The organism is Corynebacterium sp. Marseille-P4611 (genome assembly GCF_916618765.1).
Classification (GTDB): domain Bacteria; phylum Actinomycetota; class Actinomycetes; order Mycobacteriales; family Mycobacteriaceae; genus Corynebacterium; species Corynebacterium marquesiae.
In genome coordinates this window covers 1,658,652-1,674,166 of the sequence record NZ_CAKAKD010000001.1, presented here as the reverse complement: position 1 = coordinate 1,674,166, position 15,515 = coordinate 1,658,652, and the positions used below count along the sequence as shown (strand labels likewise).

The 15,515-nt window shown below is 58.2% G+C and carries 11 protein-coding genes; 1 reads left to right on the top strand and 10 read right to left on the bottom strand.

Annotated elements, in window-relative coordinates:
- Positions 1–134: 134 nt before the first annotated feature.
- On the top strand, positions 135–2,402 hold the full coding sequence (locus LG376_RS08025; protein ID WP_225746780.1) for an acyltransferase family protein: 2,268 nt from the start codon (positions 135–137) through the stop codon (positions 2,400–2,402).
- Between the two features lie 131 nt (positions 2,403–2,533).
- On the opposite strand, the gene ffh is transcribed toward LG376_RS08025, so the two are convergent.
- The 10 genes from ffh to ftsY form a co-directional block, all read right to left on the bottom strand.
- A complete protein-coding gene (ffh, locus tag LG376_RS08020) occupies positions 2,534–4,186 on the bottom strand; it encodes a signal recognition particle protein (protein ID WP_225746779.1) in 1,653 nt (550 codons plus the stop codon).
- 51 nt (positions 4,187–4,237) lie between these two features.
- Positions 4,238–6,361, bottom strand: coding sequence for a [protein-PII] uridylyltransferase (locus tag LG376_RS08015; RefSeq protein ID WP_225746778.1), 2,124 nt, complete (start codon positions 6,359–6,361; stop codon positions 4,238–4,240).
- A gap of 6 nt (positions 6,362–6,367) precedes the next feature.
- Complete coding sequence (locus LG376_RS08010; protein ID WP_225746777.1) at positions 6,368–6,706, bottom strand: P-II family nitrogen regulator; 339 nt, start codon at positions 6,704–6,706, stop codon at positions 6,368–6,370.
- Positions 6,707–6,936: 230 nt separating this feature from the next.
- Complete coding sequence (locus tag LG376_RS08005) at positions 6,937–7,305, bottom strand: Na+/H+ antiporter subunit G (RefSeq protein ID WP_198491644.1); 369 nt, start codon at positions 7,303–7,305, stop codon at positions 6,937–6,939.
- Positions 7,306–7,308: 3 nt separating this feature from the next.
- Positions 7,309–7,599, bottom strand: coding sequence for a cation:proton antiporter (locus tag LG376_RS08000; protein WP_225746776.1), 291 nt, complete (start codon positions 7,597–7,599; stop codon positions 7,309–7,311).
- Positions 7,596–8,129, bottom strand: a complete 534-nt coding sequence (locus tag LG376_RS07995; RefSeq protein WP_225746775.1) for a monovalent cation/H+ antiporter subunit E — start codon at positions 8,127–8,129, stop codon at positions 7,596–7,598. The genes LG376_RS08000 and LG376_RS07995 overlap by 4 nt, the downstream gene beginning before the upstream one ends.
- Complete coding sequence (locus LG376_RS07990; RefSeq protein ID WP_225746774.1) at positions 8,130–9,671, bottom strand: monovalent cation/H+ antiporter subunit D family protein; 1,542 nt, start codon at positions 9,669–9,671, stop codon at positions 8,130–8,132.
- Entirely contained in the window at positions 9,671–10,147 is a 477-nt protein-coding gene (locus tag LG376_RS07985; protein WP_049378298.1) for a sodium:proton antiporter, read from the bottom strand. Before LG376_RS07985 ends, LG376_RS07990 begins: the two co-directional genes overlap by 1 nt.
- Entirely contained in the window at positions 10,147–13,125 is a 2,979-nt protein-coding gene (locus LG376_RS07980) for a DUF4040 family protein (protein ID WP_049378299.1), read from the bottom strand. The genes LG376_RS07985 and LG376_RS07980 overlap by 1 nt, the downstream gene beginning before the upstream one ends.
- A 370-nt stretch (positions 13,126–13,495) precedes the next feature.
- Positions 13,496–15,433: a signal recognition particle-docking protein FtsY gene (gene ftsY / locus LG376_RS07975; protein WP_225746773.1), complete on the bottom strand. Its 1,938-nt coding sequence runs from the start codon at positions 15,431–15,433 to the stop codon at positions 13,496–13,498.
- Positions 15,434–15,515: the final 82 nt, after the last annotated feature.

Genomic DNA, 15,515 nt, shown 5'->3' with positions numbered 1-15,515 from the left:
CACGCACGCAGCCTCGTTATGCCTGCGATACTGAAGCAGAGTACCCTTAAGGGCCGAATATAGACATTTCGTTTCATATGTATGGCGCGCCTTCCGCCCCACCATCCAGGCATAGGCGCACGAAAAGACAGTTTATGACTAAAGAATCACCGCGAAATTTCCGGTACCGCTATGACCTTGATGGTCTGCGCGGTATTGCCATCGGCCTCGTAGTTATCTACCACGTATTCGTCGGACGGGTATCCGGCGGCGTCGACGTATTCCTGCTGCTATCCGGATACTTCTTCTTGGGCTCCCAGCTGCGCTACGCAAGCAAGCCCAACGCCTCGCTGAACCCATGGTGGCCGATCTGGCGCACCTTGCGGCGCCTAGTGCCGAGCTTGGTTCTGGTCATCGGCGTGACCTACATTCTAGTGCGCATTTTCACCCCACAGCTTATGCGCACCGAGCTCACCCAACAGATCACAGCCACCATGCTGTATTACCAGAACTGGGAGCTAGCGGAACAAAACGCCGACTACACGGCCGCCGCAGCTGATACCTCACCGCTGCAGCATATGTGGTCCATGGCCGTACAGGGCCAGTTCTACATCATGGGCATTGCCTTCGCGCTCCTCTTGGCTGCCATCATGAAGTTCCGGCCGAAGCAGCAGTCTTTGGGCAAGCGTAGCTTCCCCACGGTCAACCAGATTGCTGGCCCGATCCTCATCGTGGTCACCATCGTCTCCTTCGCCTACGCTTCGCGCCACGGCCTCTACGGAACTCCGGAGAACTACTACTCCACCTGGTCGCGCGCTTGGGAGTTAACCTTGGGCGCGGTCCTGGCCATCTATGGTTCCTCCTGGAAGATTCCAGCCCGCCTCTATGACCTCTTTACTGGTCTGGGCCTTCTGATGCTCATCTTTACTGGTGCCATCATCGCGGACACCACTGCGTATCCTGGCCCGCTTTCCCTCTTGCCACTAGGCGGCGCCGTGCTCATTATCTTGGGCGGCGGTGGCAAGATTTCCAAGGCCATGGCCTCCAAGCAGGCGCGCTGGCTGGGCGATGTAGCCTACCCGCTCTACCTGTGGCACTGGCCATTGCTCATTTTGTCTACCTCCTACCTGGGTCAAGAAACTCCGTCGTGGTGGTTGGGCGTCATCATTATCGTCATTTCGCTAGTGTTGGCGGACCTCACGCACCGCTTTGTGGAGAAGCCCCTGCGCCAGCATCGCAAGCGCCCCACGGCCGAGGATTTGCCGGTACGCAAGGGCCTTTCGACCTTACAGAAACCCGCCGGTGCCGCCCGCGGTGTGGGCGGCGTCGTAGTCGCCGCAGCCGTGATCGGCCTCTTAACTGTCCAGCCACTGTGGATGCGCACCCTTGATGATGCTGATGCGGAGCTTTTGGATCCTGCCCTCTACCCCGGCGCAACGACGTTCATCAACGACATCACCCCGCCGGATAATGTGGAGGTCAAGCCTGATCCGATCCTGGCCGGCGGTATCCAGCCACCAGTAGCAACAAATTGGTGCTTCGTACCAGATAGCCAGCCTGCTGACTTCTTCTTCGAAACCCGCAAAGATGGAAAGACCCCCTGCATTTTCGGTGACCCCAATGCAGAGAAGGAAGTCTATTTGGTGGGCGGTTCCCACGCGGAGCAGTATTCTGCCGCGCTGGACCGTTTAGGCAAGGAAATGGGCTTTAAGCTGGTACCGCTGTTGCGCCAGGGCTGCCCGATTGAATTGGGCGACGATGTCACCGTGACCCCAGAGTGTGCCGAGTGGGGCAAGCTGGTCATGGATCGCATCGAAGAGGCGAACCCGGTCTTAGTCATCTCGAATACCACTCGTCCGCAAAATGAATACGGCACCGGCCCCGATGCGGTGCCCGCCGGCTACCAGGCATTCTGGGATGAATTGGCCGAACGCGATATTCCCTTCTTGGGCTTCCGCGATAACCCGTGGGGATTCGATGAAGAAGGCCGCCCACGCGAGTTTGATGAGTGCTACGTCGCTACCGAAGATGCCTACGGCTGCGGCATGCGCGTTGAGCAGGTCTACCAGCCTTATGACCCCGGTGCGGTCGTGCTGTCGAAGTACCAGAATATGCTCTCGATTGATACCGCTCCGTGGTTCTGCGATGCCAATGGTGACTGCCCGGTCATCATCGGCAATACGATGGTCTACCGCGACATGCACCACATCACCAATGCTTTTGCGGAATCTGCAATGCCAATGATCCGCGAGGCCCTAAAGCCCTTCCTCAACGGGGAAAAAGTCCAGCAGGAAGCCCCGGATATTCCACCGGAGCAGGCTGCAGGAGCCGTGGAGCAAGCGCCCGCAGCGCCTACCAATGCCGGCAAGCAACATGCCAACCCAGTCCCCTACCCCAACGCTGGCCAAGATGAAGCAGTCTAGCTCTTAAGATCCACAACCGGCTGCGCTTTCGCGAAGCCGGTTTAAAGGGGGACGTCGACAACCGCAAGCACTAAAGAGGGGCTTCCGCGCGAATGCGGAAGCCCCTTTGCCCTGACTACGGGCTAGAAAGACTATTTTGTGCCCTTGCCAAAGTCCAGGTTGTTGAGGTCGATATTTTCCATTCCCTTCGGCATCTTTGGCATGCCGGGCATACCTGGCATGCCACCGCCGCCGCCCATTTGTTGCTGGAGCTTTTGCAGCTCCTCCATGGACGGCATGCCGCCGCCACCGGGCATTCCTGGCATTCCGCCCATGCCCGGCATCCCGCCTGGCATCTTCGGGCCGCGGTTGCCACCGCCGCCTTTGCCCTTCTTTCGCTTGCCGTTCTTGCCCTTGCGGCCCTTAGGCTTCTTCTTGGTAGCGGAGCGACCACCCATGCCGCCCATGCCGAATTGGCCGGCCATCTTGGACATCATCTTCTTAGCCTGGTTGAAGCGCTCAATGAGCTGGTTGACCTCGGAAACGCTAACACCAGAACCATTAGCAATGCGCTTGCGGCGCGAAGCATTGAGAATCTTCGGATCCTCGCGTTCCTGCGGCGTCATACCGCGAATAATCGCCTGGATGCGGTCCAGCTGCTTTTCATCCACCATGGCGGCCATTTCATTCATCTGCTTGCCGCCGGGCATCATCTTCAGCAGATTGCCGATGGGACCCATCTTGCGGATCATCAACATCTGCTCAAGGAAGTCATTTAGCGTCAGCTCGCCAGAGCCCAGCTTAGAGGCTGCCTCTTCGGCTTTCTGATGGTCCAGGGTTGCTTCAGCCTGCTCGATAAGGGAGAGCAAATCACCCATGCCCAGAATACGGCTGGACATACGCTCCGGGTGGAAGACATCGAAATCATCGAGCTTCTCACCGGTAGAGGCGTACATGATGGGCTTGCCGGTGACCTCACGGATAGACAAGGCCGCACCACCACGGGCGTCACCGTCCAGCTTGGTGAGAACGACGCCGGTAAAGTCCACGCCATCGCGGAAGGCCTCGGCCGTCTGCACGGCGTCCTGGCCGATCATCGAGTCAATGACAAAAAGGACTTCGTCCGGGTTGACGGCATCGCGGATATTGCGCGCCTGCGTCATCAGGGTCTCATCGATGCCCAAGCGGCCAGCGGTATCGATGATGACCACATCGTGCTGCTTCTGCTTAGCCTCAGCAATGCCCTGCTTAGCGACGTCCACCGGGTCCCCGTGCGAGGTGCCCATTTCATGCTCGTTGGAGTCTAGGGAGGTTCCCGGATCCGGTGCGAAGGTCGGCACCTCAGCGCGCTCGCCGACAATTTGCAGCTGCTGCACCGCGCCTGGACGCTGCAAGTCACAGGCCACCAGCATCGGGGTATGGCCCTGCTTAGCTAGGTGCTTGGCCAATTTACCGGCCAGGGTGGTTTTACCAGCACCCTGCAAGCCGGCGAGCATGATCACCGTCGGCGGGTTCTTAGCTAAGTTCAGGCGGCGGGTTTCGCCGCCAAGGATCTCAATGAGCTCCTCATTGACGATTTTGACTACCTGCTGCGCTGGGTTGAGCGCCTCAGAGACTTCCGCGCCGCGGGCGCGTTCCTTGATGCGCTTGATAAAGCCACGGACGACGGTCAAAGACACGTCGGCTTCCAGCAGCGCGAGGCGGATCTCGCGAGCGGTGGCATTGATATCAGCCTCGGTCAGTTTGCCCTTACCGCGCAGGCCCGCCAGGGCTGACTGTAGGCGGTCTGATAGTGAGTCAAACACTACGGATGCGCTCCCTTAATTTAGATCGATCTAAAGTTCAACTATTCAATCTTAGTCCCTAGCCAGGGCCCTGGTCACATTCCCCACCACGGTAGTGCGAGAAACCTGCCCGGCGAGGTACACATTGACGATCATCGTCGCGCCCAAAATCTCATGGCGCAGCCATACAAAGTCCGGCAATGCCTCTACCAAGTGCCCTAAAGCGCCGATGCGCTCGACCGTCCGGATGACCAAAATGCCGCCCACATCGAATGCCGCGGTGGTTACTTCTCCAGCAATGGCCGGCAGCTCCGTATAAGTTCGTGAGTTATAGGACTGAATAAACCTTATCTCCTGCGCTGCCTCCTTCAGGGTCTGTTGCACCGTACGGATGAAAAACTCCGCCTTATAGGCACCGTCCTCCTCGCGAACGATATTCGCCCGCACGATGGTCCACCCAAGCGCCGATAGCAAGGCGAAGATGCGCTTTAGCTCCCCTTGAGAAGTACCGCACCACGACACGCTGACTTCTTGGTCTTCCCAATCCACTTTGAGCGCAACGCCTTCGCTAGATAGCGGTACATGCACAGCAGGGCGGTCGAGAACACGTGGTTTGAGCGCCTCAAGTGCCCGCGCGACGATCAGCTTCTGTGCTTGCTCCACTCGCGGTGTCCACACGCCAGGCCCGGTCGATTGGGCATCAGCCTCAGCCAACACCGCTAACAGGGATATAGTCAGCTGGTCATAATGCGCGGCAGCCAAGAGGGCATCGCGAGCGGCATCGGAAGCCGGGTCCATCGTCGCCGCTAACCGCGCCAAGGTGGTATGTTCTGCCACTAAGGTTTGGGCGCGCGACCTATCGGCGACGCTCAACCGCATACGGGCTGCCTGGCGGGTAATCATCTCCGCACCTACTTGGGCATGAGGGCGTCCGTAGCCCTTGCCTATGTCATGGTAAAGCGCGGCCAGCAGCAATAAATCAGGACGAGCCACCGAGGTACGCATCTGCGCGCACCGCGTTACCGTTGCGATGAGATGATGGTCCACCGCATTGACGTGGCTGCGCTCGCGCGGCAACAAGCCGCGCACATGCCCCCATTCCGGGACTAAGCGTTCCCATAGGCCATAGCGGTCCAAGTCCTGTATGACGCGCGGCGTGCATCGCGGCGAGGACAAAATAGCGAAGAAATCATCCACCGCTGCCCGCGGCCAGCGTAGCGGCAGCTCGGGCAGGCCTTGGAGCTGGTGCCACGTGATCTCGGCGATAATATATCCCGTGCGTGCCGCGGCAGCAGCCACGCGGGTGAGCAGCCACGGGTCCTCTACATTTGGATTGCGGGAAAGGAAAATGTTGCCGCCCTCGGACACCACGTCCACATCGAGCGGGCGGCGCCGGCCCCGGCCGGTCACTGAAGCATTACGGCCTAGCACCCCACGGGCGGTAGCAAGGCCGCGCTCCACCGCCTTATTGACCGTGGCCGCAGCGCTGACCAAAGCCGCTGTCAAGGCATAACGGCTTTCAAACCCCAGGTCCGCAGCTACATCCGCGGCGAACTCGGGATCCAAGATATCCCGGTGGCGCCGGGCTGTGACATGCAGGAGCGTGCGGGCGTCGAGAAGCAGCCGCTGCTCAACGTCCAAATCTGGAAAGTCGCACAGGTTGCCCAAAGCCATCGCGCGCAAGAGCTGAATATCGCGCAATCCCCCGCGCCCATTTTTCAAGTCCGGGTTCGTCATCGCTGCCACAGCGCCCGAACGCTTCCACCGAGTAATCGCGGTATCCAAGAAATCATCAAAGCCGCGCTGCAGCTGGCGCCGCCACGCTGCGAGCAATTGCGCCCGCGCCTCATCCACCAGAACCTTGCGCCCTGCTACAAAGGCCAAATCCAACTGGGCAAAGCCGGCAGAGGCATCTTCGGCGGCAATCGCCCCGCACTCTTGTGGGGTGCGCAGGGCATAATCCAGGCGGTACTTGGCATCCCACACGGGGTACCACAGCTGCTCCACCAAAGCCGGATCTGGCTCGTGACCTTCCGGATAGATGAGGATGACATCAATATCGGAGTGCGTAGTCATCTCATTGCGCGCAAAGGATCCGGTGGCAGCGAGCGCTGTTCCCGGTGGAAGCTCGAGACTGCGCAATACACGAAGCGCCGAGGCATGGGCCTCGGCGCGAATCTGTGCGGCGGTATGCATGCGGGCTTAGAGCGCCGCCTCGCCGCGCTCGCCGGTGCGCACACGAATGGCATCTTCAACCGGGGTTACCCACAGCTTGCCATCGCCGATCTTGCCCGTGTAGGCACCATCCACAATGGCATTAATGATGTCTTCGACGTGGTCATCGGCCGCAACAATCTCCAGCTTCACCTTGGGCACAAAGTCGGTGGCGTATTCTGCCCCTCGGTATACCTCGCTGTGTCCACGCTGCTGCCCAAAGCCCTGGCTTTCAGTAACAGTGAGGCCGCGTACTTCCTGCTGCTCCAAAGCCTGGCGGATTTCCGGCAGGGTGAAGGGCTTAACGATGGCCGTGATGAGTTTCATTGTTACTCCTTGCTAACTCTTCGGGGCGGGTCTACAGGCACCGAATAACGTGCACCCATTCTAGCCCGAGCACAGCAATTGCTGTGCAACTTTTTCCACATTGCGTATTCAAAGCGCTGGTGGGTTCAGAAGACCCCCTGTGCGACCAGAAAAGCGGCGAGCTGTCCTGTCTTCCCCGCAGCCACGCGCAGGAACAGAAAAGGCTCGCCGCCAGAAGGGGCTGGAGAGGACTAGATATCGTCTTCCTCTGCGTGCACGGTCTGAATTTCCCTATTGTTGTGCTTGGCGTGTTTGACGTCGGTGACGGTTACGCCGTAGATGGAACGGCCCAGATAAAAGGAGCCTACCGAGCCGATGATCCATACGCCGAAGCAGGCGATCAGTGCCTGGATGAGCAGCCACAGGGAAAAGCCATCGCGGCCAAAGTCCACGACTAACTTGGCCACGATAATCAGCGGTACCGCAAGTCCCACAGTGGGGCCCAGCAAGTTAGCACGGGTCAAGGCATCGGGCGCTCGCCACAGAGACACCACCGTAGCGACCACCAAGAGGGTAGCGATGATAAGCAGGACGGAGGCGATAATTTCAGAAATGGCCATAGTTTATCGCCTGCCCTTCGAAATAATGCGGGCCATCGATAGCGTCGGTAGCACACCGGCGGCAATGGCACCAAGGAGTGCAATGTAATACGCCATCGGGGCGTTATTGGTCATCGACCACGCTAAATACATGCAGATCATGCCGTAGAAAACTATATCCGAGGTAATGGCGCGGGTGAGCTCATCGCGCGTACGAAGCGCTAGCAGCACGCCACACCACGTGGCGATGCCAATGATGAATACGCATACAAATATGACCCAGCCGAATGGGGACAATGTGGCAAAGTCAATCATCGCTCGGTCTCCTTTCTGCGTTGTACGTTGCGGGCTCGGCGCTTTGGCTTTTCGACGTCCGCCTGGCTTTCTGAAAGCGGAGTGTCCTCCGCCCGCGCCAAGTCAGGCGAGCGCATATAGCGTCCCACAGACTCGAGCGGATACTCGTAGAAAGCCTCATCCAATTCTGTAGTCTCCCCTTGGCCCGGCACTCCATAATCGATGTCCTTAACCCGCGGGGCGAGGCGCCGTTCCATCTCAGCCAGGTCAGCCACGATTTCCGCCGGGTCGGATCCTTGGACGGCCTGTACCAGCACGATTCGCGGCAGCCCTTGGCGGGGCGGTTCACGCAAACCGAGCGAGAGCGTGCCCGGGGTTGCGGTAATGGAAGACGTAAACCAGAAGATTTCCCAGGCGCTAGTCACGCGCAGGGGGTAGCGAATAATAACCGGATTGTATTCGTTATCCGGTTTGAAGGCCGCCAGTGCCAAGCTAATGCCGGCTACGAAAATCTCCTTGATGAGCCACAATGCATACACAATTGCGTTCATTTAACGGCCCTCCTGGATTTCATCGATATTGGGAACGGCAATCGGCTCATCTCCCAAGACGGTTTCAGTATATGCGTTAGTGTCCAGCAGCTGCTCCGCTGCGGCATCCACAACATCGAGGACGATGCCGGAGAAGATGAACATGCACAGCGAACCAAGGATGAGAGCCGCGGATGGGGCCATGAGCTTTTTGCGGATGACCAATTCATCCGGGACCTTGTCCTCCGGCAGGCCCTTGCCCCAGAAGACCTTGCGCCACACGCGCAGCATGGCCAAGAAGGCAGCGAAGGAAGCGATGATGATGGCCGCGATGGCAATCCAGGCCCAAGCACCGCCCACGCGGGCGATCTCGAAGACAATCATCAACTTGCCCCACATTCCCGAGAACGGTGGGAAGCCCACGACGGAGAATGCACCGGCAGCGAAAATCCACGCGATGATGGGGTCGCGGCGAGCGAGACCGGAAAGCTTGCTGAGCACGCCCGTGCCGTAGGTCTCCTCAATGGCACCAGAGGCCAAGATCAGCGAACCAACGGTCACCATGTGGTGAATCGTGTACATGATGCCAGCTGCCAGTGCGCGACGTGGGTCATCAGAGGTAAACGCAAGCATGACCAAGATGAAAGGCATGCCGTTGAGCATCTGGTAACCGAGGACGCGGCGGATGGAATTTTCCGCTAGGCCGCCGAAGGCACCGATCATCATGGAGATAATCATGATGACGATGATCAACAGATTCCAGCGCTGTTCCAGATCGAATAGCTGCACGTAGAGGCGGTAGAGCATGTAGACGGCCACTTTGGTGTGCAAGCCGGAAAATAGGCCCATCACCGCGGCGGAGGTTCCTGGGTAGGTGCGTGGCAGCCACGACTGCACGGGGAACACGCCGGCCTTGGCGGTAATCGCAATGAGGATCAAGCCTGCTGCCACGGTCACCGGCCCATTGCCTGCCGCTGCGCCCTTCAGTGCGCCTAGGTTGACCGCACCGGTAACCGAATAGATATAACCCACGCCAACAACCAACAAGGTGGAGGCGAAAAGGTTAACCAAGACGAAGGCACGGCCGGCTGCCAAGCGCGACCACGTACCAGACATGGTGATAAGGCCGTAGGACGGCAGAAGCATGACCTCAATAAAAACGAAGAAGTTAAAGAGGTCAGCGGTTAGCAATGCACCGCACACACCGGTGATCAAAATCAGGGTGAGCGAAGGATAGTAGCGAGACTTAGTCTCCCCACCCACAATGGCAAACCAGTTGGCACCAAACGCGACGATCATCGTAGTAATGATCATCAACGCGGAGAAGGCATCCGCCGCAAACGGGATACCCACATTGCCTTGGTAGAGGCCAACAGTATGGGCTACTACCCCATTGTTCATGGTGTAGATGAGCAGGCCCAAGCCGGCGAAAATTCCAACACCCGGGATGATAAGCATGATGGAATCGCGTACCGCACGCCACGGTGCCAGCAGTGCGAAGGCCGCTGCAATCAGCGGGACCGCTGGAAATAGCGGAAGGAGTTGAGCTACAGCATCAGCCATTATTTGTCATCCTCCTTCTGTTCAGTTGCGCCGCGTTCTGCAACGGGAGTGTTGTGGTCCACCTGACCAATTCGGTCAAGCTGATTGGTGGAATCCTCCAAAATTTGGCGATTTTGGGCGTCGCGTCCCAAGGTCGAAAAGGCATGGTCGATGGTGTTGTCATCAACTGGTTCCACCACATCGGTGTCGTCGTTCTTGCCCATGGCCGCCATCGTCAACAAGATGGTCGAGGTTGCCATGGAAATAACAACGGCGGTCAGCACGAAGGCCTGCGGCAGCGGGTCGGCCATCTGATCGTGCGGAACCTGAGATGGGAAGGACTCTCCGCGGTAGGAATACACGCCCGTAGCCAGCAGCATCAGGTTGGCACCGTGGCCAAAAGCCATCATGCCCAGCACGATGCGTACCAAGCCGCGCTGCTGGATGAGATAGACAGCACTACCGATGAGCAAAGCAATAGTCAATGCAAGGATCATTACTTCTCCCCTCCCCGGATAGCCGCGGAGCGCTTACTCTTCCTCTTCGTCTTTGCTTCCGAAGGCGTCAGCAAGGCCAACGGATCGGTCGAAGGGTTGATCGGGTCTGGGTACGGATCGTCGACGTCTTCAAGCGAAATGCGTGGAGTCGTCGGCAGTGCGGAATCATCATCATGAACCCATGGCAAGAATTCACGCTCCGTTCCTGGGCGCAGGTAACCGCCCAATGCGTTAATCGCCATAGTCAACATACCCAGCACCGCTAGGTAGATGCCCAAGTCGAAGATGAGCGAGGTGGTCCAGTGTTGGCCAAAGGCTTCGGCATGGATTGCAGCCAGGAAGCCACCATTGCCAATGCCGTGGTGCAAGTAGCCTACAAAGCCGGCAATCAAGGCGGTGATAATGCCGATACCGGTCAGGTTAATCGGAGTCATGCGGCCGAAAACAATTTCATCGGAGCCACGGGACAGATAGATAAGCCCGATTGCTGCACCCATGATCAGCGCCGCGGGGAAGCCACCGCCGGAGGCATTGTGCCCGCGGAAGAAAACGATGACGGACATAATGACCAACAGCGGGATAACAACATGCACGCCCTTGCGCAATGGCACGGAGTTCAGCTGGGACTGGCCAAACGGCGCTGGGCGTGTACCCGACTTGAACGGGAACCGCGGCAACGTTGTAGTGATTGCTGCAATAACCACTGCAGCCATGCCCAGTACGGAAAGCTCGCCCAAGGTATCGAGTGCACGGAACTCCACGATGATAGTAGCGACAACATTGTCGCCGCCGGTGATGTCCGGAGCATTGTCCAGGTACCACATGGCCAAATCGGAGCGCTCGTGTCGGCCCATGAGTCCCCACACGCCTAGGAACGCAGCCACACCGGCCAAGACCGCAATGACGATGGAGCCGGTCTTGCGGGATTTGTTCTTCACCGGCTGGAAGGTTTCTGGCAGGTAGCGCAGCACCATCATCATGACGATGACGGACAGGGCCTCCACCATAAACTGCGTCAGCGCCACGTCAGGTGCGCCAAGCAGGAACATCTGCAAGGTCACGCCCGAGCCGGCAATGCCAATCATGATGGCACCGGTCAAGCGGTTCTGGGTGCGCACCAGACCAAACATCGCTAGGGCGATGATGCCCAGTGGCAGCAAGTCCCATGGGTTATCCAGACCAGCCACCCGTGGCTGCAGTGCTACGCCGTCGACGCCATCGCGAATGAGGGTGGTAGCTGCCAGCACGATAATCAAAATGACAATCGGCAGCATATGACGGGATGGATTATGCGAATCGGACATCTTGCCCAGAACGCGCCCCAACTGGGAGCAACCCTTCATCAGTGAATACAGCAAATCATTGCCGCTGCGCGGCATGAACTCGTGAGCTTCAAAGCTTGCCCACATCTTCTTGCGGGCAAAGATACCGGCAATACCGACGATGAGGACCACTAGCGAGATAAGGAAAGGAACGTTGAACCCGTGCCAGAGGGCAAGGTGCGAATGATGCTCCAATCCCACGGCAGCCACTGCATCATCAATCGGGGCATCAAAGAGCCCGAGCACAAATACCAGCGGCAGGGACATAAAGCCCGGCAAAGCGGCGGGCAGCCAGAGCGACACGGGGGCTTCGTGGACATGTTCCATGTCGCGAGGTCCATCAAAGAATGCGCCGAAGACAATCTTTGCGGAGTAAGTAAAGGTGAAAAAGGCACCGATGCCAGCAACGATGAGCAGGATTACCTGGCCCGCGCTGCCAATCGGGGCGTCCTCAAACGCCGTGAGCATTCCCTCTTTGGACACAAAGCCCAGAAGCGGTGGCACCGCAGCCATCGAGGCCGCACCAATTACTACGGAGCCAAATGTCCACGGCATCTTATTCCACAGTGGTCCTAGGCGGCGAATATCGCGCGACCCAGCCTCATGGTCGATGACGCCAATGAGCATAAACAGCGAGGACTTAAACAGCGCGTGCGCCAGAGTGTGGACCAACGCTGCAGCGATAGCGAACGGGGTACCCACGCCAATCGTGGCAACAATCCAGCCCAGATGGGAGACGGTGGAATAGGCCGTAAGCTTTTTCAGATCCGTCTTCTGCACTGCAAATACCGCGGACATCACCGCGGTGCCCATGCCTACGACGATGAGCAACCAATTCCACACCGCCGCATCGTGGAAGATGGTGGAAAAACGAATAAGCAGGTACACACCGGCCTTGACCACCGCTGCTGCGTGAAGGAAGGCCGATACCGGGGTGGCGGCGGCCATAGCCTCTGGCAACCAGAAATGGAATGGGAACTGTGCCGCCTTAGTAAAGGCGGACGCCGCAATCAACACGGCTACGGCTGCCGTTATCCCTGGGCGTTCCGTCCATACAGGGGACGCCAAGATATCAGAAACGGTAGTCGATCCAGTCACCGTCGCGGCAATACCCAAGCCGGTCAGCAGGGTCAATCCACCAATAAAGGTTAGGATCAGTGTGCGCTGCGAACCAGCCTCGCCGCCTGAACCGGAGCGAGCAATCAACATAAACGAAGCCAAGGAGACTAGCTCCCAGGCAAGGAACAAAACCACCACGTCGTTGGCCAGAACCAGCAACAAGATGGACAGCGTGAACGCTGTCATCAAGGTATAAAAGCTGGTGTTGCCCTCATTCTTGGGCAAATAGGCCGCCGAATACGTGAAAACGACGGCGCCAATGACCAGCGCCAACATAGCGAAGAAGATGCTCAACGCGTCCCCGCGGAGAGCAAAACTTACGTCGACGCCTGGTGCGATGAAATCACGCACCCAAGTGGCGTGGAAACTTAATTCCTCCCCGGCTGCAATGGCAGGAAATTCCTTGGCGATGAGGACCGCTGCAATAAGAAAAAGGCCAGCTAGTGGATAGCCTGCCTTTCGGTCAATAACCTTTACGGTTACCGGTGCCAAGATCACTGCCAGCGCCGCGAGGAGGACTGCATAAAGTAGCGTCACGAAATACTTGCCTCACGAACCTTGGTCTAGGTTTAATGCGAATTTCGCATTAAATACAGCCCTTTCAGGCTACCATTCCCGCCAAGGTCAAACCACATTGCAGCATTCCTCTGCGCTACATAAAAGGCAAGCACAACCGCCACAATTACGCTCGCAGGCAGAGAGTTCACAGGCGTTCAGCAGGACTTATTCCCGCGCCAATTGCATAGGACTTTTGCATAGTCTGCGAACCGACAGCGAGATGAGAGCGAAAAGAATTCGCGAGATTGTTGCACGCTATAACTCACCCATGAAAACGAAGGACTCCCCCAGCACACCGTGGCGCACGTACGTGACACCCGATATGCAGGGGGAGTTGCAAGGTTGGCGGCTACTTCTCACCCAACAGAGCGTCGACGAAGCCTTCAACCTCGAATGGCGCGAGATCATCGGCGCCTTCGCCCAAGCCCACAAGCTTGACTGGAACACCCAATTCTTCTTGTACCTGGAAGACGATTCCGCCCTTAGCGGTGCCATCCAGCTTGGTGAGAACCACACCGGTGATATCTACTACCTCGCGGAAGATTCGTGCCTGCGTAAGGCCATTCTGCCCCACCGTGGCATCCAATACCAGCAGGACCTCGTCCACATCGGTCTTCTTTTCTACCACGCGCTTGACCTTGCCTAGCTGGTCCATCAAGTCCGTGGAGGTATGGAGGCGGCCTGCGGTGTCGACCAAGACCACATCTACTTGCTGTTCCACGCCGGTTGCTACCGCATCGAAGGCTACCGATGCTGGGTCAGCGCCTTCCTTGCCGCGCACGGTATCGGCGCCAACTCGGCGGCCCCACGTCTCAAGCTGATCAGCGGCCGCAGCTCGGAAAGTATCGGCCGCACCCAAAAGGACCTTATGGCCCATGGCTACTAGCACGCGAGCAAGCTTGCCGGTGGTTGTGGTCTTGCCGGTGCCATTGACACCGACGACCATTACGATTGCTGGCTTGCCCTCATTCGGCATGGCCTTAATGGAGCGATCCATCTCTGGGTGGCCTGCTTCAATCAGGCATTCGCGCAGCATGGCACGGGCTTCATCCTCGCTGGAAACGCCGCGCTCTGCAATCTTCTCGCGCAGGGAGTCAGTCACCTTCATCGTGGACTTGGTGCCCAAATCCGCCATGATGAGCGTATCTTCGACTTCCTCCCAGGCTTCTTCATCCAAATCGCCTGCAGACAAAATTCCCATGAGCCCTTGGCCGATGGCATTTTGCGAGCGCGAAAGGCGCCCGCGCAAACGGCCAAGACGCCCACCGGCGGGGGCGATATCATCCTGCGGAGCTGGTGCTGGGGCAGGTTCGCCTGTTGGAACTTCGGTCTGTTCCTTGGCAGCTTCGGCTGCACCGGTTTGTGCCTCGGCAGCAGCTGCGGCTTCTTCGGCTTCCTCGCGGTCGTCCACCCGCTCCTCGATGTCTTCCGCATCATTGTCTTCAACAACCTCGTCGAAGACTGGGGACTCCTCTTCTACCTCGGCATTTTCCACGGAGACAACGTCTTCCGGCTCTTTTGCCTTTTCGGCAGCTGCCGGCTCTTCCGGCTTGGGTGCAGCTTCTGGCTGTCCAGCCGCTTTCGGGGCACGGTCCGCGTGCGATTCTTCGCTTTCCGACGCCCCAGCTGCCGCACCCGCTACGCCTGCCGCGCCAGCAGTCGTCGCCGCGGCCGCAGCGCCAGTTCCCTTGGACTGTGGTTTTTCTGTCTTATCAGCGGAAGATTCTGCCGCTTGCTTCTTCTCCTCCGCTGGCGTTTGGGCCTGGGCCTGCTTAGTAGGCTCTGCCGGCTTGTCGGTCTTCGCCGGCTTCCCCTGCTGAGGTGCCGGTTCGGTTTCTGGCTCCTCTGCCACAGACTTGTCTGCCATAGGCTTGTCGGCCACGGGCTTGTTTGCCGCGGCATCAGTCGTGGGCTGAGCAGACTGTGGCTTAGCCTGTGCCTGCGGCTTTTCCTTAGACTGTGAGGTCTTGCCGCTGAGCTGCTCGTTGGCGATGTCTGTAGCATTCGGCTCTGTCTTCGCTGCCTGCTGCGCTTGAGCTGACTTGTCCGCCTGAACCGGGGCTTTCTGCGCTTCCTTAGCGCCGCCAGCAGGAGCAAAGTTAAAGCCGGACTTGGCTTGATAGTTGCCGGACTTTTGCTCCTGGGTCAGCTGCTTCGGTTCTTCCTCAGCAGGCTTATCAAAGGACACCTTTTTGGCATCGCCGCGCTTTTTGCCGATTACTACGAAAAGAATAATCAGCACGATGACGACGATCGCAATGCCGATCCATAACCATAAAGAATTCATGCCTCTATAGTGCCAGTCTTCTCAGCTCGCGGCACGCCAAACCCCCTCCTATAGCGGAAGGAATTCTGCGGGAAGTCGACGA

What these genes read in the sequence shown, in the direction of transcription:
- LG376_RS08015 (WP_225746778.1), bottom strand. Translation starts at nt 6,361, where the DNA reads ATGCATACCGCCGCACAGATTCGCGCCGAGGCCCATGCCTCGGCGCTT.
- LG376_RS08025 (WP_225746780.1), top strand. Translation starts at nt 135, where the DNA reads ATGACTAAAGAATCACCGCGAAATTTCCGGTACCGCTATGACCTTGAT.
- LG376_RS07990 (WP_225746774.1), bottom strand. Translation starts at nt 9,671, where the DNA reads ATGGCTGATGCTGTAGCTCAACTCCTTCCGCTATTTCCAGCGGTCCCG.
- LG376_RS08005 (WP_198491644.1), bottom strand. Translation starts at nt 7,305, where the DNA reads ATGGCCATTTCTGAAATTATCGCCTCCGTCCTGCTTATCATCGCTACC.
- ftsY (WP_225746773.1), bottom strand. Translation starts at nt 15,433, where the DNA reads ATGAATTCTTTATGGTTATGGATCGGCATTGCGATCGTCGTCATCGTG.
- LG376_RS07985 (WP_049378298.1), bottom strand. Translation starts at nt 10,147, where the DNA reads ATGATCCTTGCATTGACTATTGCTTTGCTCATCGGTAGTGCTGTCTAT.
- LG376_RS08000 (WP_225746776.1), bottom strand. Translation starts at nt 7,599, where the DNA reads ATGATTGACTTTGCCACATTGTCCCCATTCGGCTGGGTCATATTTGTA.
- LG376_RS07995 (WP_225746775.1), bottom strand. Translation starts at nt 8,129, where the DNA reads ATGAACGCAATTGTGTATGCATTGTGGCTCATCAAGGAGATTTTCGTA.
- LG376_RS08010 (WP_225746777.1), bottom strand. Translation starts at nt 6,706, where the DNA reads ATGAAACTCATCACGGCCATCGTTAAGCCCTTCACCCTGCCGGAAATC.